Origin of the sequence: Arthrobacter sp. S39 (assembly GCF_004320525.1) — a bacterium.
Lineage (GTDB): Bacteria > Actinomycetota > Actinomycetes > Actinomycetales > Micrococcaceae > Arthrobacter.
In genome coordinates this window covers 20,698-38,337 of the sequence record NZ_SIHX01000012.1, presented here as the reverse complement: position 1 = coordinate 38,337, position 17,640 = coordinate 20,698, and the positions used below count along the sequence as shown (strand labels likewise).

The following is a 17,640-nucleotide window of genomic DNA, read 5'->3' as shown; positions in this document are numbered from 1 at the left end:
AGTGTACGTTCGCGCCAAACGGAGCGGGGTCCAAAACCTACAGCCGCGAGAGCTCCGGCGTGAAGCTCTGCAGCCCGTGCGAACCAACCACCAGGCTTCGCAGTTCCGTGAGGCCTCCGGTGACCTGGCCAGCGGCGCGGGCCTGGACCAGGACGTTGCCGAGGGCGGTGGCTTCCACCGGACCGGCGATGACCCGCTTGCCGGTGGCGTCGGCCGTGAGCTGGCACAGCAGCCTGTTCTGCGAGCCGCCGCCCACCACGTGGACCACGTCCACGGTGCGGTCGGCGAGGCGTTCGGCGTCGCGGATGGTGCGGGCGTAGCCGGTGGCCAGGCTGTCCATGATGCAGCGGGTGATCGCCGCAGGGTCATCCGGCAGGACGTCCCCGGTGCGGCGGACGGCGGCGCGGATGCGGTCCGGCATGTTGTCCGGGGCGATGAAGTAGGAATCGTCCGGATTGATCTGCGGCCCGCCCGGGGGCAGCGCCGCAGCTGCCGTGAGCAGCGCGGTCAGTTCCGGGGTGAACCCTTCCGCAGCCCAGGTCCGCTGGCATTCGCTGAGCAGCCAGAGCCCGCCCATGTTGCGCAGGTAGCGGATGGTGCCGTCCACGCCGCGTTCGTTGGTGAAGTTCGCTTCCCGGCTGGCCTCGGTGAGGACCGGATGCTTCAGTTCCAGGCCCACCAGGGACCAGGTTCCGGAGGAGATGTAGGCGAAGTTCTCCTCCTGGGCTGGGACGGCGGCGACGGCGGACGCGGTGTCGTGCGAGCCGACGGCCACCACCTTGGTGCCGGCCGGCAGGCCAACCCGGGACGCGATCTCGGGCAGCAGCGTGCCGACGGTTTCGCCGGGCTGCACCAGCGGCGGGAACAGCTTTTTGGGCAGCCCGAGGGCGGTGAGGAACTCGGTGGCCCACTCCCCGGCGACGGCGTCGAACAGGCCGGTGGTGGAGGCGTTGGTCGCCTCGGTCCGGCGCTGCCCGGTCAGGAGGAACGCGATCAGGTCCGGGATGAGCAGCGCCTGCATACCGTCCAGGTCCGGCTCGGTGGCCAGCTGGTACAGGGTGTTGAACTGCAGGAACTGCAGGCCGGTGGTGCCGTAGAGCCGGGCCGGGTCCAGTTTCTGGTGTACGGGTGCGACGGCGGCACGGCTGCGGTCATCGCGGTAGCTGTAAGGCTGGGCGATCAGTTCACCGGCCTTGTTGACCAGGCCGTAGTCCACGGCCCAGGTATCGATGCCGATGCTGGTGATGGTTTCGTCCTGCACGGCCGCCACGGTGGCGGCGGCCGCGAGGCCCTTGAGCACCTCGGCGAACAGGGCGTCGAAATCCCAGCGGAGGCCGCCGTCGATCTCCACCACACCGTTGGGGAACCGGTGCACCACTTCCAGCTCGACGCTTCCGGCCGCGGCGGTACCGCCGTCGAGGACCCTGCCGAGAATGACCCGGCCGGAGGAGGCGCCGATGTCGACTGCGGCGAACACCGCCCCGGCGGTGGCCGGGGCGGTGTTCTGTGCTGCTGGGTCGGTCATCGGAGGAAGGCTGCTGCCACACCGGCGTCCACGGGGATGTGGAGTCCGGTGGTGTGGGACAGCTCGGCGCTGGTCAGGACCGCGGCGGCGTTGGCCACGTGCTCGGGCAGGACTTCGCGCTTGAGCAGCGTGCGCTGGGCGTAGTACTTGCCCAGTTCCTGCTCGTCCACGCCGTAGACCGCGGCGCGCTTGGCGCCCCAGCCGCCGGCGAAGATCCCGGAGCCGCGGACCACGCCGTCGGGGTTGATGCCGTTGACGCGGATGCCGTATTCGCCCAGTTCGGCCGCGAGGAGCCGGACCTGGTGGGCCTGGTCTGCCTTGGTGGCGGAGTAGGCGATGTTGTTCGGGCCGGCGAAGACCGAGTTCTTGGAGGAGATGTAGATGACGTCCCCGCCCATGTCCTGGGCGATCATGACCCTGGCCGCGGCCTTGGCCACCAGGAAGGAGCCCTTGGCCATGACGTTGTGCTGCAGGTCCCAGTCCTTCTCCGTGGTCTCCAGCAGCGGCTTGGAGATGGACAGGCCGGCGTTGTTGACCACGAGGTCCAGTCCGCCGAACGCGAGTACCGCGGCGTCGATGGCTGCGATGACCTGGGCTTCGTCGGTGACGTCGGCCTGGACGCCGATGGCGACGTCGGAGCCGCCGAGCTCCTCGGCGACAACCTGGGCGTTCTCGAGGTTCAGGTCGGCGATGACCACGCAGGCGCCTTCCGCGGCGAGGCGGGTGGCGATGGCCTTGCCGATGCCCGACGCAGCGCCGGTCACCAGCGCGATGCGGGTGGCGTGCGACTTGGGCTTGGGCAGGCGTGCCAGCTTGGCTTCCTCGAGGGACCAGTACTCGATCCGGAACTTCTCGGATTCCTCGATCGGGGCGTACGTGGAGATCGCCTCGGCACCGCGCATGACGTTGATGGCGTTGATGTAGAACTCGCCGGCGACACGGGCGGTCTGCTTGTTCGCACCGAAGGAGAACATGCCCACGCCCGGAACCAGCACGATGGCCGGGTCCGCGCCTCGCAGTGCCGGGGACGCCTCGGTGGTTGAGCTTGCCGAAACCGCGTGGCGGTCGTAGTAGGCCTGGTAGTCCTCGCGGTAGGCGGTGTGGAGTTCCTGCAGACGGGCGATGGAGTCCTCGATCGAGGCGTCGGCCGGCAGGTCCAGGATCAGCGGCTTGACCTTGGTGCGCAGGAAGTGGTCCGGGCAGGACGTGCCCAGCGCGCCCAGGCGGGGGTGCTCGGCGGCTTCCAGGAAGTCAAGGACGACGGCGTCATCACTGAAGTGCCCCAGCTGCGGCTTGTCAGTGGACGCCAGGCCGCGGATCACCGGAGCGAGCGCGGCGGCCTTGGCCTTCCGCTCGGCCTCCGGCAGCGCGCCGAAGCCGGGCAGCTTCGGGCCGAAGGGTTCGGCCTTGCCGTTTTCGCGGAGGTACTTCTCGGCCTCGTCGATGATCCACAGCGAGTTCTGCTCGGCTTCTTCGGACGTCTCGCCCCAGGCGGTGATACCGTGGCCGCCCAGGATGGTGCCGATGGCCTGCGGGTTGGCGTCCTTGATCGCGGCGATGTCCAGGCCCAGCTGGAAACCGGGCCGGCGCCAGGGCACCCAGACCACCTTGTTGCCGAAGATCTTGCTGGTCAGGGCCTCGCCGTCCACCGCGGTGGCAATGGCGATCCCGGAGTCCGGGTGCAGGTGGTCCACGTGGGCGGCATCCACCAGGCCGTGCATGGCGGTATCGATCGACGGCGCGGCGCCGCCCTTCCCGTGCAGGCAGTAATCAAAAGCGGCCACCATCTCATCTTCGCGTTCAACGCCCGGGTAGACGTTCTTCAGGGCGTTCAGCCGGTCCAGGCGCAGCACCGCAAGGTTCCCCGCCTTCAGCGTGCCGAGGTCCCCGCCGGAGCCCTTGACCCACAAAAGCTGGACGTCCTCGCCCGTGACCGGGTCCTTCTCCGTGCCCTTGGCCGAGGTGTTGCCGCCGGCGAAGTTGGTGTTCCGCTTGTCCGCGCCTAGGCGGTTGGAGCGGGAAATCAGGTCTTCAACAGTCTTGTTAGTCATGCTCTTATGCGCCCCATCCGGCTTGCTGGCCGCCGACGCGGTCCTCGTTGATCTGTTTCTGGTAACCGCTGGCCTTGAACGCGGCCATCGGGTCCGCGGGCAGGCCGCGGGATTCACGCCAGTCGGCCAGGATGGGCCGGACGTCGGTGTAGAAGGCGTCGTTGAACACGCCGTTGGCGGCCAGGACGTCGCCGGAACGCTGGGCTTCGGTCAGCGCAGCGGTGTCGATCAGCATGGCGCGTGCCGTCATTTCCTGGACGTTCAGGACCGAGCGGATCTGGCCCGGGATCTTCTCCTCCAGGTTGTGGCACTGGTCCAGCATGAGGGCCACGCCGGAGTCCTTGCCGAAGCCGCCGCCGCGGATGACCTCGTGCATGATGCGGAACAGCTGGAACGGATCGGCCGCGCCCACGATCAGGTCATCGTCCGCGTAGAAGCGGGAGTTGAAGTCAAAGGATCCGAGCTTGCCCAGGCGCAGCAGCTGCATCACGATGAACTCGATGTTGGTGCCCGGTGCGTGGTGGCCGGTGTCCAGGCAGACCATGGCCTTCTCGCCCAGGGCGAGGGTCTGGGCGTAGGAGGTGCCCCAGTCCGGAACATCGGTGTGGTAGAAAGCCGGCTCGAAGAACTTGTATTCGAGGACCAGGCGCTGCTCGTCCCCCAGCGCTGCGTAAATCTCCTGCAGCGATTCGGCGAGGCGGTCCTGGCGTCCGCGCATGTCATCCTGGCCCGGGTAGTTCGTCCCGTCCGCCAGCCAGACCTTCAGGTCCTTCGAACCCGTGGCGTGCATGATTTCGATGCAGTCCAGGTGGTGTGCGATCGCCCGGCGACGCACCGTCTCGTTGGAGGACGTCAGCGAACCGAACTTGTACTCGTCATCCTGGAAGGTATTGGAGTTGATCGTGCCGAGGCCCACGCCCAGGCCCGCCGCATATTCCTTCAGGGCGGCGTAGTCGTCCACCTTGTCCCACGGAATATGCAGGGCAACGGTGGGGGCCAGGCCGGTCAGCTCGTGCACCTTCGCGGCGTCAGCGATCTTCTCCTGCACTGTCCGAGGGGTACCCGGGGTGCCAAACACCTTAAAACGCGTGCCTGAATTTCCATAAGCCCACGAAGGGACCTCGATGGCAAGCTCCCCGAGCCTGCCCAGCGCCGTTGCTACGTCATTCATGATGGGTTCTTTCCGGTCTTTGTTACTGCGGTATGGGTGGTGTTGCTGCGGCCCCGCTGCTGGAGCCGGTCAGTCTCAGCGGGCGGTGGACTCCGCCGCCGCCAGCTGGTCGTCAAGGTTGAAGACTTCCTCAAGGACCTGGAACCCTTCGTCGGGTGCCTGGTCCGGGTTGTTGAACAGGGTGGCCATCTCGGCCTGCCAGCGGGCGTTGACCTCGGTCAGCGCCGTCCGCGCACGCACGGCGTCGAAATCGTCGCATTCGACATAGCCCACCAGGAGCCCGTCCTCGCCCATGAACAGCGAGTAGTTGGTCCAGCCGGCGTCCTGCAACGCACGGAGCATCTCCGGCCACACCGCAGCGTGGCGCCGCTTGTATTCTTCGATCAGCCCTGGCTGGACCGAGGAGCGGAAACACACCCTCATCTGCGACTCTCCTGAACTTTCCAAACTTTGAATCGTTTCATTGTTACGATTCAAAGTACTCTTGAAGTCAAGTAGGTGTCAAGCAAATTCCCAACCACAATCCGGAACTGCGGAAAAGTGCTTCACACGGCATATAAGCCATGGAGAATAATGAATCGCTCAGCAAGCATCAAGGACGTCGCCAACCACGCCAGCGTGGCCGTGGGCACGGTCTCCAATGTCCTGAACTATCCGGACCGGGTGTCCCAGCGGACCAAGGAGCGGGTGCTGCGGGCCATCGATGAGCTGGGCTTCGTCCGCAACGATGCCGCCCGACAGCTGCGCGCCGGCCAGAGCCGGACCATCGGGCTGATTGTCCTCGACGTGGGCAACCCGTTCTTTACGTCAGTGGTGCGGGCCGCCGAAGACGCCGCGGCCCTCCAGGGCAGCGCCGTGCTGCTGGGCGACAGCGGCCACAACGCCAGCCGCGAATCAAACTACATCGACCTGTTCCAGGAACAGCGCGTGCAGGGACTCCTCATCTCCCCCGTGGGCGACATCACCGAGCGGCTGGATCTTCTCCGTGAGCGCGGCGTGCCCACCGTCCTGGTGGACCGGCTGGCCGACGAGAGCAAATACAGTTCCGTGTCGGTGGACGACGACGCCGGCGGTTACCTGGCTGCCCGGCACCTGCTGGACACCGGCCGCCGTCGGCTCGCCTTTGTGGGAGGCCCCACGTCCATCCGCCAGGTGGCGGACCGCCTGCAGGGCGCGCAACGCGCCGTAAAGGAGGAACCCGACGCCACCCTGGAGGTCCTTGATTCGGACGGACAGACGGTGCTGGCCGGCCGGAGCGTGGGCAACATGCTGGTGGAGCGCGGGGAGCTGCCGGACGGCATCTTCTGCGCCAACGACCTCCTGGCACTGGGTGTTATGCAGTCGCTGACTATGACGCATACGCTGAGAATTCCCGAAGACATTGCCCTGATTGGCTACGACGACATCGATTTTGCCGTCTCCGCCGTGGTGCCGCTTTCCTCCATCCGCCAGCCCACCGAAGCGTTGGGGCGCACCGCCATTGAACTTCTGGCAGAAGAAGTGGAGTCCGAGAATCCGCGGCACCGCGCCGTGGTGTTTACCCCGGAACTGGTGGTACGCCAAAGCACCGGCCCGGCGAAGGGATCCTCCGCCGGCTAGGGGTTCAACTTCGAGCAGTTCTGGAGAAGCCGCCGTGACGCACGGACGCTAGCGTGGTTCCCACCGGACCACGACGTAAGGAACCGAAATGACAGAGAAGACAGCCAACAGCACCAAGTCCTACGAGGGATTCGATGCGGAAGAACGCGCCGCAATGAAGGAACGGGCGCAGGAGCTCAAGTCCGCGTCGCGAAAGGGTACCGGCGCCGCCAAACCGGATGGTGAAAGCGATGTGCTCGGTAAGATCGCCGAGATGTCGGACTCAGACCGCGCCATCGCCGAGCGGCTGCACGCCATCATCAAGGAAAACGCGCCGGAGCTCGCGCCGAAGACCTGGTACGGGATGCCTGCCTACGCCAAGGACGGCAAGGTGGTCTGTTTCTTCCAGCCCGCCGACAAATTTAAGGCTCGCTATCCGACGCTGGGTTTCAGCGACCCCGCGAACCTCGACGACGGCAACATGTGGCCCACCTCCTACGCCCTGACGAAACTCACCGCCGCCAATGAGGCGAAAGTCATTGAGCTCGTGAAGAAGGCAGTCAGCTAGCCGCCTGGCTTTCCTGGACGGGGCGCCCGGGCTCCCACGTATTCGTCCCCTTGCCAGTTCGTGCCAACGGTGGGACTCTGCTGGAAGAGCGAGAGGCCCGGGAGTCCAATGGCACAAAGCACCGAGATCGACGGCGTTGCAATCGACGAGCTACAGACATCGTTTCGGGGCGACCTCGTCCGCCCGGATGACGCCGGCTACGACCAGCATCGCAAGGTGTGGAACGGATCGATTGACCGCCGTCCGGCACTGATTGCCCGCTGCACCGGCGTCGCAGATATTCGCGCCGCCCTCCGCTTTGCCCGCGCGCAGGACCAGCTCGTCGCCGTGCGGGCCGGCGGACACAGCTTTCCCGGATTGTCCGTGTGCGACGGCGGCATGGTCATCGATCTCGGACCGATGAAAGGGATCCGGGTGGATCCCGAGGCGCGCACGGTGCGTGTCCAGGCCGGAGTACTGCTCGGTGAGCTCGATCGCGAGACGCAGGAGTTCGGTCTCGCCGTTCCGTCCGGAATCGTCACCCATACCGGGCTGGCAGGCCTCACGCTGGGCGGCGGCATCGGCTGGGTCATGCGCAAGTACGGGCTCACGATCGACCAGCTGCTGTCCGTCGACGTGGTCACTGCCGACGGCGAACTGGTTAGGGCCAGTGAAGACCAGAACGCCGACCTCTTCTGGGGAGTGCGGGGCGGTGGCGGGAACTTCGGCATCGTCACCGACTTCGAGTTCCGGCTCTGCCCTCTGGGCCCCTATGTGATGGCCGGTCCGGTCTTCTGGGCGATGGAAGATGCCCCCGAGGTGCTGCGGTTTTACCGGGACTGGATCGCGGACTGCCCGGACGAGCTGATGACCATCGCCGTGCAGCGGAGGGCACCGGCGTTGCCGATTGTCCCGCCCGAGCTGGTGGGCAAGCGCGTCCTTGCCATCACGGCCTGTTACGCCGGACCGGTCGAGGAGGGCGAACGGGTCCTGCGGCCGCTCAAGGAATTCGGTTCGCCCGTGCTGGACTTTTGCCGGCCAAAGCTGTTCCTGGAGCATCAGCGGACGTTCGATCCGTCCTTCCCGCACGGCTGGCATTATTACGTCAGGTCCTGTGACGTGGCGGCCCTGAGCGACGACGTCATCGACATCGTGGCCGAGCACGGCAGCCGCATCACCTCGCCGGTCACCAGCATCGCCCTGTGGCAGATGGGCGGCGCTGTGGGGCGGATCGACGATGGTGCCACGGCCTTCAATGGCCGCCAGGCCGGGTTCACGTTCAACATCAACGGCAACAGCAAGACCGCCGAGGGCTTCGACGCCGAGCGGCAATGGGCTCGTGACTACTGGTCTGCCCTCGCGCCCCACCACACCAGCGTGTACGTAAACTTCCTGATGGAAGAGGGCGAGGAGCGGGTCAGGCAGGCCTACGGTGCCGTTAAGTACGACCGGCTCAAAGCACTCAAGAACAAGTACGACCCCACGAACTTCTTCACCCTGAACCAGAACATCAAGCCGGGCTGACCGCTACTTCGCGGTCAGCTCCGCATAGAGCTTCTGCACCCGGGCCCTGATGTCGTCCCGGACCAGGTGCATGCGTTCCATGCCCTCAATCCCCCGTTCGGAGGGTTCATCCGTTTCCCAGACCTCGAAGCGGGTGCCGCCGCGCGGTTCGAGCTTCGCCTCGGTGCCCAGGACGATGACGGCGTCCACGGCGTTCAGGACCTCGTCGGTGACGGGCTTGGGGTGTTCGCCGCCGATGTCGATGCCCAGTTCGGCCAGGGACTCCACGGCCTGGGGGTTGAGGGCGCTTCCCGGCTTGGTGCCTGCGGAGTAGACCCTGACCGTTCCACCGGCCAGCTGGCTCATGAGCCCGGCCGCGAGCTGGGATTTGCCGCCGTTTTTGCTGCAGACGAAGAGCACAGACGGTGCGTTGGAGGTGCTGCCGGTTTCCTGGGACATCAGAGTGCTTTCTTTTGTGCGGCTGTTCAGTTGCTGCCGGATCGTCCGTGGGACAGCCCGGTGGGGAAGCCTACCAGCACCGGCTCCGGAGCGGAGCAGCAGCCGGCCTCCGCCGGGGCAACGGCAGATGCGGGGACGTCGCAGCTGGTGCCGGCGTCGGTGGAGCAGACCCCGGTCTCAGGGAGTTCGAGGTGGACGGTATCGGCTGATTCCTGGTCGCCGCCGATGGCTGCCACGACGGAGCGGACCTGTTCGTAGCCGGTGGCCAGCAGGAAAGTCGGGGCACGGCCGTAGGACTTCATGCCCACGATATAGAAATCCTTGTCCGGGTGGGCCAGGACTTTCGCGCCGTGCGGCGGGACGGTGCCGCAGGAGTGGAATTCGGGGTCGATCAGCGGGCCGAGTTCCACCGGCGCTTCGACGGCCGGGTCCAGGTTGAGTCGGAGTTCGCGCAGGATCTCCAGGTCGGGCCGGAAACCCGTGCAGGGCACCACGACGTCGGCGTCCAGTGTGCGGCCGTCCACCGCTTCGACCGTGACGCCGGAATCCAATGCCTTGAGCGAAGCAATCCCGAAGCCGGTGTGCAGTTCGATGGTTCCGGCCTCCACGAGGCGGCGGACCCTGCCGCCGAGCTGGCCCCGTGCGGGAAGTCCGTCGGCGTCGCCGCCACCGTAGACCTTCTCCGCAGACGCACCGCGGACCGCCCACAGGATCCGGGTGTCCGGCTGGTCCTTGGCAAGGTCGGCGAGGCTGATCAGGGTGTTGGCGGCGGAGTGGCCCGCGCCGACCACCAGGACCCGGCGGCCGGCGAAGGCTGCCCGGTCCCGGCCGGTAACGTCGGGAAGCGGCGCGGAGATCCGTTCAGCTGCTGCTTCCTCGCCGATGGCGGGCAGGCCGGAGGTGCCCAGCGGGTTTCGGCGGGACCAGGTGCCCGAGGCGTCGATGACCGCAGCGACAGTGTGGTCGCGTGTTTCGCCGTCCTGATGTTCGACGCGGACGACGAAGGGCGTGGTGTCCCGGTTCCGGACGTGGGTCTTGTCCAGGCCCTCCCGGGTCACGGCGATCACGCGGGCGCCGGTCTGCAGCCGGGTCGCGATCTCTGGAAGTGCGGCCAACGGCGCCAGGTAGTTGTCGATGAGTTCCCCGCCGTACGGAAGGGCGGTGGGCCGTGGCGGCTCCCAGCCGGTGGCTGAGAGCAGGCGGACGGCGGCGGCGTCGAGGTTGAACTGCCATGGTGAGAACAGCCGGATGTGGCGCCATTGCTCAATGGCCGCACCCGCCGTCGAGCCAGCTTCGAAGATCAGAGGCTCGAGGCCACGCTCAAGCAGGTGCGCTGCGGCTGCCAGGCCAACAGGCCCGGCGCCGATAACGGCGACGGGAAGGTTCTTCGCCGAATCCATAGTTCTCCTTTGTTCCATCTGTAGGTCTGGCAGTTCGGGCAGGGCGGGGTGGCTAGCAGCAGCCCTGCTCGTCGTCGCAGCAGCCATCGCCGCAGCATCCGGTGTTCATTCAGCTCACCTCCTTCCCGATGGGGCTACTTGGTCGGGTTGACCGAAGGGATGAGGGAGGCGATCAGGTCCTCGATGCGGGTCTTGAGCTGGTCGCGGATGGGGCGGACGGCGTCCACGCCCTGGCCGGCCGGATCCTCGAGGACCCAGTCCTCATAGCGCTTGCCGGGGAAGTACGGGCATTCGTCGCCGCAGCCCATGGTGATCACCACGTCCGATTCCTTCACGGCCTCGGTGGTGAGGACTTTGGGGATCTCGGCGGACATATCGATGCCGAGCTCGGCCATCGCCTCGACGGCGGCCGGGTTGATCTTGTCGGCAGGCTGGGACCCGGCGGAGCGGACATCGATGTCACCCCTGGAGAGCGTGGTCAGGAAGGCGGCCGCCATCTGGGAGCGCCCGGCGTTGTGGACGCAAACGAACAGGACGGAGGGCTTCTTGGCCATGTCGGTGCTCACGTGGTTTCTCCTGGAATCAGTCTGGTGACGGAATGGGGCCCACGCGGGGCCCCAAATATTGATAATGATCGATACACAGAGTATCGGACTAAAGATTGATGATTGTCAATATTCCGTCACGTCCATGACGTGTCAATTTTGCCGGGGTTGATTCTTCGATCAAGCTGTTGCCATGCCCTCAAAACAGCCACCCCTGTGGCGTCGTGCCGTCGCGGAACTTCTCGGCACCTGCCTGCTCGTAGCCATCGTCGTCGGCTCCGGAATCGCCGCGCAGCAGCTCTCACCGAACGACGTCGGCCTGCAGCTCCTGCAGAACAGCACCGCCACGGTGCTTGGCCTGACGGTCTTGATCCTCGTGTTCGGGCCCGTCAGTGGCGCGCACTTCAACCCCGTGGTCTCGCTTGTCGACTGGGTTCTGGGCCGGCGGAGCGGTTCCGGACTGACCCTGCCGGAGTTCGGCACTTACGTGGCGGCGCAGACCGTGGGTGCAATCTGCGGGAGCGTCCTGGCCAACGCAATGTTTGAGATAGGCACCTCCATCTCCGCAAAAGACCGCGCCACCACCGGACACCTCCTCGGCGAGGTGGTCGCGACCGCTGGCCTCGTCCTGCTGATCTTCGCCCTGGCCGCCACCAAACGCGGTGTCCTCGCAGCCCCGGCGGTGGGCGCCTACATTGGCGCCGCATACTGGTTCACGTCTTCGACGTCGTTCGCGAACCCGGCCGTGACCGTCGGCCGCATCTTCAGCGACAGCTTCGCCGGCATTGCGCCGGCATCGGTTCCCGGCTTCGTGGCGGCGCAGCTTGTTGGCGCCGCCGTCGGCCTTGGCCTCCTCCTCATCCTGTTCCCTTCCGCCGCCAACGCTGCGGACGACGTCGTCCTTCCGCACCGTTCCGGCACGGCCGGCCTGTAGCCTTCAGCGGCCGTTCACCGATTACATTGATGACTGTCAATGTCAGGGCATAATGGATATATGAAATTGCTGCCCATGCTCGATCAGGCCACGGATGAAGCCTGCTGCACTCCCTCGGGAGTCCCTGCCCTGGGCGCCGAGGAAGCGAAGCAGAAGGCCCTGGTCTTCAAGGCGCTGGCCGATCCGAACCGGCTGCGGCTGCTGTCCATCGTCAAGGCGGACGCCTCCGGTGAATCCTGCGTGTGCGACCTGACGGAGCCGCTGGACCTGGGCCAGCCCACGGTCTCCCACCATCTGAAGATCCTGGTGGAGGCCGGCCTGCTGCACCGCGAAAAGCGCGGCACCTGGGCCTACTACTCCCTCGTCCCGGGGGCCCTGGAAGAGACGGCCGGACTCCTGGCCACCCTGTGACCATGCCGGAACAGTCAGATGTGGCCATACGTCCCATGCTCGACGGCGACTGGCCGGCGGTCCAGCGGATCTACGCCGAAGGAATCGCCACCGGACACGCTACCTTCGAATCGGAGGCGCCCGGCTGGGAACGGTTCAACGCCACTAGACTGCCGCGCCACCGGCTCGTCGCCGAAACGGCCGACGGCGGAATCCTCGGCTGGGCTGCGGTCTCCCCCGTTTCCGCCCGCCCCGCCTACGCCGGCGTGGTGGAACACTCCGTCTATGTCGCAGCCGTTGCCCGCGGACTCGGCTTGGGGGCAAAGCTGCTGCGCGCCTTGGCTGAATCCACGGAACGTGACGGCATCTGGACCGTCCAGGCCAGCGTCTTTCCCGAAAATGAGGCCAGCCTCAAACTCCACCTCGCCAACGGCTACGTTGTGGTGGGCCGCCGCCAGCGCATCGCCAGGATGTCCCACGGACCGCTCACCGGGCAGTGGCGCGACACCGTCCTGATCGAACGCCGGTCCCCCGCCATCTGAGTTCGCGCCTTCCAGCCCAGCGCCCCTAGATCTTCTCCACTGTGAGGTTCCGGTAGGCCGCCCTGAGCGGTGCCATCTGCCGGAAACCGATGCGGCCCCCGCCCAGCACCTTGTCCGACGGGTCCGACCATTCAAAGAGGGTCAGCCCGTTGATGGAGAACGCCACGCGCGGCCCGTCCTTCACCACGTCCATCCGGTAGAAATCCACGGCATCCTCGGTGGGAGGCAGCGGATCGGCGCCCTGGGCCACCAGTTCAAAACCGGCGCTCTTCCGAAGGTTGCAGGTGCGGAAGGCCCGCTCAGACTCGTACTTGTGCCGGAAATAGGAGACGTGGAGGGCGTCGATGTCGCCGGAGTGGTACTGCGGGTAGTACCCGGTCCTCGGCACCAGGCTGGCGGAGAACAGGTCCCGTCCTTCGTGGCCCACGGCTGAAAAGAACAGCATGGCCAGGCCCGGTTCCGCGAGGGGAAGGAAGTCCCAGCTGATCCGGATGCCGTCCGGGAATTCCTCCGGGCACCAGAACGTCCAGTGCGCATGGTCCCCGAACTCTTCGTCGTCCAGCGAGCCGGACAGCTCCAGCGCGCCGTCGTGGCTGGCCAGGCCCAGCGGTCCTTCCGCCACCCAGCCGGCCACATCCGCCGGGCCGGCGAGCGGGTTGCTGTACAGCAGGCCGGTGCCGGCGCGCGGCGCACCCACCTAGCCCCGCCCCGCCGTCGTACCTACCCCCAAGGCGGGGTCACTATCGGCCCAATTTTCGTCCATTATTGGGCCGGACGTAACCCCGCGTTGCTTTGGGCCGAAGCCGAGGCGCCCCAGCTGGGTGGCAACTTCCTCGGCCACGAGGGCCGCTCCACGCTGGGAGAAGTGCGTGTTGTCCGCCAGCCCGGCAGGCCAGAAGGCGTGCTCGCCGGGCCCGAAATGGCAGAACAGGGATTGCGATTCCTCAACCCCCAGCTCCTCATACAGCGCGCGGGTCCAGCTGTTAAGGTCGACGACGGGCAGCTGCAGCTCGAGTGCGATCTCGCGGACCACTTCGGGGTAGTCCTCCAGGCTTTCTTCCAGGACAGTGTCCGACGTCGGCCCGTCCAGGAAGTGCCTGCGCTCCACGGAAGTGCAGAGCACCGGCACGGCACCCTGGGCACGCACGTCCGCCACCATGGTGCGGAGGTTGGCGGCGTAGCCGGTCCTGGCCGCGAGGTGGACCTTTTTCTGGTCGTTATGCCCGAACTGGATCAGGACGAGGTCGCCCTCCGCGACGGTGTCCAGCAGCTGTGCCCAGAGCCCCTCCTCGCGGAAGGACTCCGTGCTGGCCCCGCCCTTGGCGAAGTTGTGAACGGCCGCCCAGGTGTAGACGTGCCCGGGCAGCTGTGCTCCCCAGCCGCTCATGGGGTACTCGTGAGTGGGACAGTTGGCCACCGTGGAATCTCCGGCGAGCAGGATTTTCATGCTGTGCTTTCTGTTGTTCTCGGGGCGGTCAGCCCTTGACGGAGCCGATCAGCATGCCCTTGGCGAAGTGCTTCTGCAGGAAGGGGTAGAAGATCAGGATCGGCAGGGTGGCGACGACGATGACGGCGAACTTGATGCCCTGTTCGGGCGGGATGTAGTTCGGGTCCACGTTTCCGGTGCCGAGGAGGTCGGAGGAAGCGGTGACCTGGCGCAGGTACATCTGCAGGGTCCACTTCGAGTTGTCCGAGAGGTAGAGCAGGGGTGACATGAAGTCGTTCCAGATTCCCACGGCGTAGAACAGCGCGAACGTTGCCAGCACCGGTTTGGAGAGCGGCAGCAGGATCCGCCAGAGGATCCCGACCTCGGTGGCGCCGTCCATTTTGGCGGATTCCTCCAGCTCGGCGGGGAGTTCCTGGAAGAAGTTCTTGATGATGATCAGGCTGAACGGGTTGATCGCCGCGGGCAGGATCAGGGCCCAGTAGCTGTTGAGGAGGCCGAGGTCCTTGATCAGCAGGAAGGTGGGGATCATGCCGCCGGAGAAGACCATGGCGAAGACCACCAGGGACAGGATGAGCTGGCGGCCGCGGAGGTTCCTTTTGGCCAGCGGGTAGGCCATGGTCACGGTCAGGATCAGCTGCACCACGGTGCCCACCGCGGTGACCAGGACCGTGGTCACCAGGGCGCGGATGAACGCCGGGGTGGAGAAGATGTATTCGTAGGAGCCCAGGCTGAACTGTTCGGGCCAGACGAAGAAGGCCCGCCGGGTGATTTCGGCTTCGGTGGCAAAGGAGCCGGCGAAGACGTAGATGAACGGCAGCAGCGTGATGACGCCGATCAGGGTCAGGAAGACATAGTTGGCGGCGTCGAAGATCCGCCCGCCGGTGGTGTTGTGAATCTTCATTAGAACAGTCCGCTCTGGTTGAACCGCTTGGCCAGGGCGTTGGTGCCGAAGATCAGCACGATGCCCACCAATGACTTGAACAGTCCCACGGCGGTGGAGTAGGAGTAGGCGCCCTGGGTGATGCCCACGAAGTAGACGTAGGTGTCGAAGACGTCGGCCACATCGCGGTTCAGGGCATTGGTCATCAGGTAGATCTGCTCGAAGCCGGTGTTGAGCATCTGCCCGATCGCGAGGATGAGCATCACGATGATGGTGGAGCGGATCCCGGGCAGGGTGATGTGCCAGACCCGGCGGAACCGGCCGGCGCCGTCGATGATGGCGGCCTCGTACTGGTCCTGGTCCACGGTGGCCAGGGCGGCGAGGAAGATGATGGTTCCCCAGCCGGTGTTCTTCCAGATTTCCTGCAGCACGATCAGCGGCCGGAACCAGGCGGGATCGGAGAGGAAGTCGATGTCCGTGCCCAGCACGTTGTTGATGAACAGGAACAGCGGGCCGAAGTCCAGCGCGAAGAGCAGGAAGCTCAGCGACGCCACAATGGTCCAGGACAGGAAGTGCGGGATGTAGACCAGGGTCTGGACGGTGCGCTTGAGGATGGAGAGGCGGACCTCGTTCAGCAGCAGCGCCAGCACGATGGTCAGCGGGAATGCCACGCCCAGGTTCAGGAACGCCAGGATCAGGGTGTTGCCCAGCAGGCGGCCGAAGTCGGGGTTGGAGAAGAAGTCCTGGAAATGCGTGAACCCCACCCACGGGCTGGCGTTGACCCCCAGGAACGGGACGTAGTCCTTGAACGCGATGGACACGCCGTACATCGGGGCGTAGCGGAACACGGCGAAGTACAGCACGCCGGGCAGCAGCAACAGGTAAAGCCACTTGTAGTGCGCGAAATGAACCGAGAACTTGCCGCGCGGAACTTTCGGGGCCTTGCCCGGCTTTTTGCTCCGCTTTCCGGCGTTGCCGGGCTCCGTTCTGGCACCGTCGCCGGCGCCGATGTTCGAGGCCAGTGCATCTGTCAGTTGCGACATTCAGGCCTCCTTTCTGGTGGTGGGGATCCGCCGCCGGCCGGCCCGCACGGTGTACGGGCCGGCCAACGGCGCCGGGGGTCTGCTACTTGCTGTCCTGCCAGAGCTTGTTGATCTCTTCCTGGACCTTGTCGCCGCCACTGGACTTCCACAGCTTGATGGCGTCCTTCAGGCCCTGCTCATCGATCTGGCCCGCCAGGTACTTGATCCGGGCATCCGCCACGATGTTGTCCAGCTGCGCACCCTTTGCCACGTACGTGGGTGAAACGAAGGCCGCTGCCGGGTTGTAGACGGCACTCTTCAGGTCCTCCGCCATGACCTCTACGCGCCGGTCGTAGACTTTCTGCTCGTACTCAGAGGCCTGCTTGACGGGGTAGAAGTTGTTGCCGGTGACGTTGGTGCCCAGCTGTGCGTAGCTCTTGATGTCGGTGGCTACAGCCTTGCCCTCGGGCGTTTCGGGCTTGATGGTGGCTGCCTTGCCGTCCTCGACGGCGAAGTTCACGCCTTCGATGCCGTTGTTGAAGAGCGTGGCCACTTCCTTGCCGTTCATGGTGTTCAGGAATTCCAGGACGTTCTTCAGCTCAGCCTCGGTGCGGACGCTGGTCTTGGGAATGGCCAGGAATCCGGAGTAGCCGTCGGTGGGGTGCGCGTTGAGTTCGCCGTCCGGTCCCTTGAGGTTGCCGACGAAGCCCACCTTGTTTTCGAAGTCGTTGGGGTTGGCCTGCTTGAACAGGTTGATCAGGACGCTGACGCGGGAGTCGACGTCGACGATGATGCCGCCCTTGCCGTTGAAGAACGGCTCGTTCCATTTGGTGCCGTCGAACGTGGCGAAGTCCGGGTTGATGAGCTTCTCGTCAACCATCTTCTTGACGAAGCGGTTGGCTTCGAGGAATTCCTCGGTTTCGAAGCTCGGGATCAGCTTTCCGTCTTTTTCGGTCCAGCGGTTCCCGGCGCCGTACCACTCTTCGATGATGTCGTAGGGGCTGTTGGAGCCGAGAGCGCCCCACTTGGGGATGGTGATGCCCCAGGTGTCATTCTGGCCGTTGCCGTCCGGGTCCTGCTCGGTGAAGGCCTTGGCCACGTTGTAGAGGTCCTCGGTGGTTTTCGGTGCCTCCAGGCCGAGCTTATCCAGCCAGTCCTGGCGGAACATTACGGCTGCCCGCATGGGTCCGCGGGCCCGGAAGACGCCGTAGACCTTGCCGTTGACGCTGGCATTGTTCTGCACCTCGGGGAAGGTGGTCTTCAGGTTGGGGTACGCGTCCAGCTTGTCGGTGAGGTCCCAGAAGGCGCCTGCCTCGGCATTCTTGACGAACCCGGGCGACTTGCTCTGCACCACCATGATCTGGGGGATCTCGGAGGAGGCCAGCGTGATGTTCATTTTGTCTTCGTAGGAAGCGTTCGGTGCCCAGGTGATGTTCACATCCTTGCCGGTGAACTCCTCGAACTTCTTCTGCACGGCACCGTCGGCGGACGGCGGCTGCGCCTCCAGGAACGGCGCCATAATGCTGATTTTGGTGGTATCCACGGCGGGGGCTTCACCCGCTCCGCATGCGGTCAGGGTCAGGGCCGTGGCGGTCACGACGGCGGCGGCCAGGCTGAGTTTTCTGGTGATCATGTTGTTCCTTTTC

General features: G+C 65.6%; 18 protein-coding genes. 6 read left to right on the top strand and 12 right to left on the bottom strand.

Going from position 1 to position 17,640, the window contains the following annotated elements:
* Positions 1–37 precede the first annotated feature (37 nt).
* The 4 genes from EYS21_RS19480 to EYS21_RS19465 form a co-directional block, all read right to left on the bottom strand.
* Complete coding sequence (locus EYS21_RS19480; RefSeq protein ID WP_131134898.1) at positions 38–1,525, bottom strand: rhamnulokinase family protein; 1,488 nt, start codon at positions 1,523–1,525, stop codon at positions 38–40.
* Positions 1,522–3,576, bottom strand: coding sequence for a bifunctional aldolase/short-chain dehydrogenase (locus EYS21_RS19475; RefSeq protein WP_131134897.1), 2,055 nt, complete (start codon positions 3,574–3,576; stop codon positions 1,522–1,524). The genes EYS21_RS19480 and EYS21_RS19475 overlap by 4 nt, the downstream gene beginning before the upstream one ends.
* 4 nt (positions 3,577–3,580) lie before the next feature.
* Positions 3,581–4,747 carry an L-rhamnose isomerase gene (rhaI, locus tag EYS21_RS19470; RefSeq protein WP_131134896.1) on the bottom strand — a complete coding sequence of 389 codons (1,167 nt, stop codon included), beginning with the start codon at positions 4,745–4,747 and terminating at the stop codon, positions 3,581–3,583.
* Positions 4,748–4,822: 75 nt separating this feature from the next.
* Positions 4,823–5,170 carry an L-rhamnose mutarotase gene (locus EYS21_RS19465; protein WP_131134895.1) on the bottom strand — a complete coding sequence of 116 codons (348 nt, stop codon included), beginning with the start codon at positions 5,168–5,170 and terminating at the stop codon, positions 4,823–4,825.
* 150 nt (positions 5,171–5,320) lie between these two features.
* On the opposite strand from EYS21_RS19465, the gene EYS21_RS19460 reads away from it, so the two are divergent.
* The 3 genes from EYS21_RS19460 to EYS21_RS19450 all read left to right on the top strand — a co-directional run bounded on the left by EYS21_RS19460 (position 5,321) and on the right by EYS21_RS19450 (position 8,396).
* Positions 5,321–6,346, top strand: coding sequence for a LacI family DNA-binding transcriptional regulator (locus EYS21_RS19460; protein WP_131134894.1), 1,026 nt, complete (start codon positions 5,321–5,323; stop codon positions 6,344–6,346).
* 88 nt (positions 6,347–6,434) lie between these two features.
* The gene (locus EYS21_RS19455; RefSeq protein WP_131134893.1) at positions 6,435–6,893 is read left to right on the top strand and encodes a DUF1801 domain-containing protein; all 459 of its coding nucleotides are present in this window, start codon (positions 6,435–6,437) and stop codon (positions 6,891–6,893) included.
* Between the two features lie 108 nt (positions 6,894–7,001).
* A complete protein-coding gene (locus EYS21_RS19450) occupies positions 7,002–8,396 on the top strand; it encodes an FAD-binding oxidoreductase (protein WP_131134892.1) in 1,395 nt (464 codons plus the stop codon).
* Between the two features lie 3 nt (positions 8,397–8,399).
* Here the strand turns inward: EYS21_RS19450 and EYS21_RS19445 are convergent, their stop codons facing one another.
* From EYS21_RS19445 to EYS21_RS19435, 3 genes are all read right to left on the bottom strand, one after another.
* Complete coding sequence (locus EYS21_RS19445) at positions 8,400–8,834, bottom strand: low molecular weight phosphatase family protein (RefSeq protein ID WP_131134891.1); 435 nt, start codon at positions 8,832–8,834, stop codon at positions 8,400–8,402.
* A gap of 26 nt (positions 8,835–8,860) precedes the next feature.
* On the bottom strand, positions 8,861–10,234 hold the full coding sequence (locus tag EYS21_RS19440) for an FAD-dependent oxidoreductase (RefSeq protein ID WP_131134890.1): 1,374 nt from the start codon (positions 10,232–10,234) through the stop codon (positions 8,861–8,863).
* A gap of 134 nt (positions 10,235–10,368) precedes the next feature.
* Positions 10,369–10,800: an arsenate reductase ArsC gene (locus EYS21_RS19435; RefSeq protein WP_131134889.1), complete on the bottom strand. Its 432-nt coding sequence runs from the start codon at positions 10,798–10,800 to the stop codon at positions 10,369–10,371.
* Between the two features lie 172 nt (positions 10,801–10,972).
* Between EYS21_RS19435 and EYS21_RS19430 the strand changes: the two genes are divergently transcribed.
* Genes EYS21_RS19430 through EYS21_RS19420 form a run of 3 tightly spaced genes read left to right on the top strand, consistent with a single transcriptional unit; the run spans position 10,973 to position 12,645 of the window.
* Positions 10,973–11,713 carry an MIP/aquaporin family protein gene (locus EYS21_RS19430; RefSeq protein WP_131134888.1) on the top strand — a complete coding sequence of 247 codons (741 nt, stop codon included), beginning with the start codon at positions 10,973–10,975 and terminating at the stop codon, positions 11,711–11,713.
* Between the two features lie 60 nt (positions 11,714–11,773).
* On the top strand, positions 11,774–12,124 hold the full coding sequence (locus tag EYS21_RS19425) for a metalloregulator ArsR/SmtB family transcription factor (protein WP_131134887.1): 351 nt from the start codon (positions 11,774–11,776) through the stop codon (positions 12,122–12,124).
* Positions 12,125–12,126: 2 nt separating this feature from the next.
* Entirely contained in the window at positions 12,127–12,645 is a 519-nt protein-coding gene (locus tag EYS21_RS19420) for a GNAT family N-acetyltransferase (RefSeq protein ID WP_242633516.1), read from the top strand.
* Between the two features lie 25 nt (positions 12,646–12,670).
* Here the strand turns inward: EYS21_RS19420 and EYS21_RS19415 are convergent, their stop codons facing one another.
* The 5 genes from EYS21_RS19415 to EYS21_RS19395 all read right to left on the bottom strand — a co-directional run bounded on the left by EYS21_RS19415 (position 12,671) and on the right by EYS21_RS19395 (position 17,627).
* Positions 12,671–13,342 (bottom strand): DUF1961 family protein, encoded by a 672-nt coding sequence (locus EYS21_RS19415; RefSeq protein WP_131134886.1) that lies wholly within the window; start codon positions 13,340–13,342, stop codon positions 12,671–12,673.
* Positions 13,343–14,092: a rhamnogalacturonan acetylesterase gene (locus EYS21_RS19410; protein ID WP_131134885.1), complete on the bottom strand. Its 750-nt coding sequence runs from the start codon at positions 14,090–14,092 to the stop codon at positions 13,343–13,345.
* 28 nt (positions 14,093–14,120) lie between these two features.
* Complete coding sequence (locus EYS21_RS19405; protein ID WP_131134884.1) at positions 14,121–14,993, bottom strand: carbohydrate ABC transporter permease; 873 nt, start codon at positions 14,991–14,993, stop codon at positions 14,121–14,123.
* Positions 14,993–16,015, bottom strand: a complete 1,023-nt coding sequence (locus EYS21_RS19400) for an ABC transporter permease subunit (RefSeq protein ID WP_242633515.1) — start codon at positions 16,013–16,015, stop codon at positions 14,993–14,995. Before EYS21_RS19400 ends, EYS21_RS19405 begins: the two co-directional genes overlap by 1 nt.
* Before the next feature lie 82 nt (positions 16,016–16,097).
* Positions 16,098–17,627 carry an extracellular solute-binding protein gene (locus EYS21_RS19395; RefSeq protein ID WP_131134883.1) on the bottom strand — a complete coding sequence of 510 codons (1,530 nt, stop codon included), beginning with the start codon at positions 17,625–17,627 and terminating at the stop codon, positions 16,098–16,100.
* Positions 17,628–17,640: the final 13 nt, after the last annotated feature.

What these genes read in the sequence shown, in the direction of transcription:
- EYS21_RS19465 (WP_131134895.1), bottom strand. Translation starts at nt 5,170, where the DNA reads ATGAGGGTGTGTTTCCGCTCCTCGGTCCAGCCAGGGCTGATCGAAGAA.
- EYS21_RS19475 (WP_131134897.1), bottom strand. Translation starts at nt 3,576, where the DNA reads ATGACTAACAAGACTGTTGAAGACCTGATTTCCCGCTCCAACCGCCTA.
- EYS21_RS19460 (WP_131134894.1), top strand. Translation starts at nt 5,321, where the DNA reads ATGAATCGCTCAGCAAGCATCAAGGACGTCGCCAACCACGCCAGCGTG.
- EYS21_RS19455 (WP_131134893.1), top strand. Translation starts at nt 6,435, where the DNA reads ATGACAGAGAAGACAGCCAACAGCACCAAGTCCTACGAGGGATTCGAT.
- EYS21_RS19405 (WP_131134884.1), bottom strand. Translation starts at nt 14,993, where the DNA reads ATGAAGATTCACAACACCACCGGCGGGCGGATCTTCGACGCCGCCAAC.
- EYS21_RS19395 (WP_131134883.1), bottom strand. Translation starts at nt 17,627, where the DNA reads ATGATCACCAGAAAACTCAGCCTGGCCGCCGCCGTCGTGACCGCCACG.
- EYS21_RS19410 (WP_131134885.1), bottom strand. Translation starts at nt 14,092, where the DNA reads ATGAAAATCCTGCTCGCCGGAGATTCCACGGTGGCCAACTGTCCCACT.
- EYS21_RS19480 (WP_131134898.1), bottom strand. Translation starts at nt 1,525, where the DNA reads ATGACCGACCCAGCAGCACAGAACACCGCCCCGGCCACCGCCGGGGCG.
- EYS21_RS19425 (WP_131134887.1), top strand. Translation starts at nt 11,774, where the DNA reads ATGAAATTGCTGCCCATGCTCGATCAGGCCACGGATGAAGCCTGCTGC.
- EYS21_RS19450 (WP_131134892.1), top strand. Translation starts at nt 7,002, where the DNA reads ATGGCACAAAGCACCGAGATCGACGGCGTTGCAATCGACGAGCTACAG.
- EYS21_RS19430 (WP_131134888.1), top strand. Translation starts at nt 10,973, where the DNA reads ATGCCCTCAAAACAGCCACCCCTGTGGCGTCGTGCCGTCGCGGAACTT.
- EYS21_RS19420 (WP_242633516.1), top strand. Translation starts at nt 12,127, where the DNA reads ATGCCGGAACAGTCAGATGTGGCCATACGTCCCATGCTCGACGGCGAC.
- EYS21_RS19400 (WP_242633515.1), bottom strand. Translation starts at nt 16,015, where the DNA reads ATGTCGCAACTGACAGATGCACTGGCCTCGAACATCGGCGCCGGCGAC.
- EYS21_RS19445 (WP_131134891.1), bottom strand. Translation starts at nt 8,834, where the DNA reads ATGTCCCAGGAAACCGGCAGCACCTCCAACGCACCGTCTGTGCTCTTC.
- rhaI (WP_131134896.1), bottom strand. Translation starts at nt 4,747, where the DNA reads ATGAATGACGTAGCAACGGCGCTGGGCAGGCTCGGGGAGCTTGCCATC.
- EYS21_RS19440 (WP_131134890.1), bottom strand. Translation starts at nt 10,234, where the DNA reads ATGGATTCGGCGAAGAACCTTCCCGTCGCCGTTATCGGCGCCGGGCCT.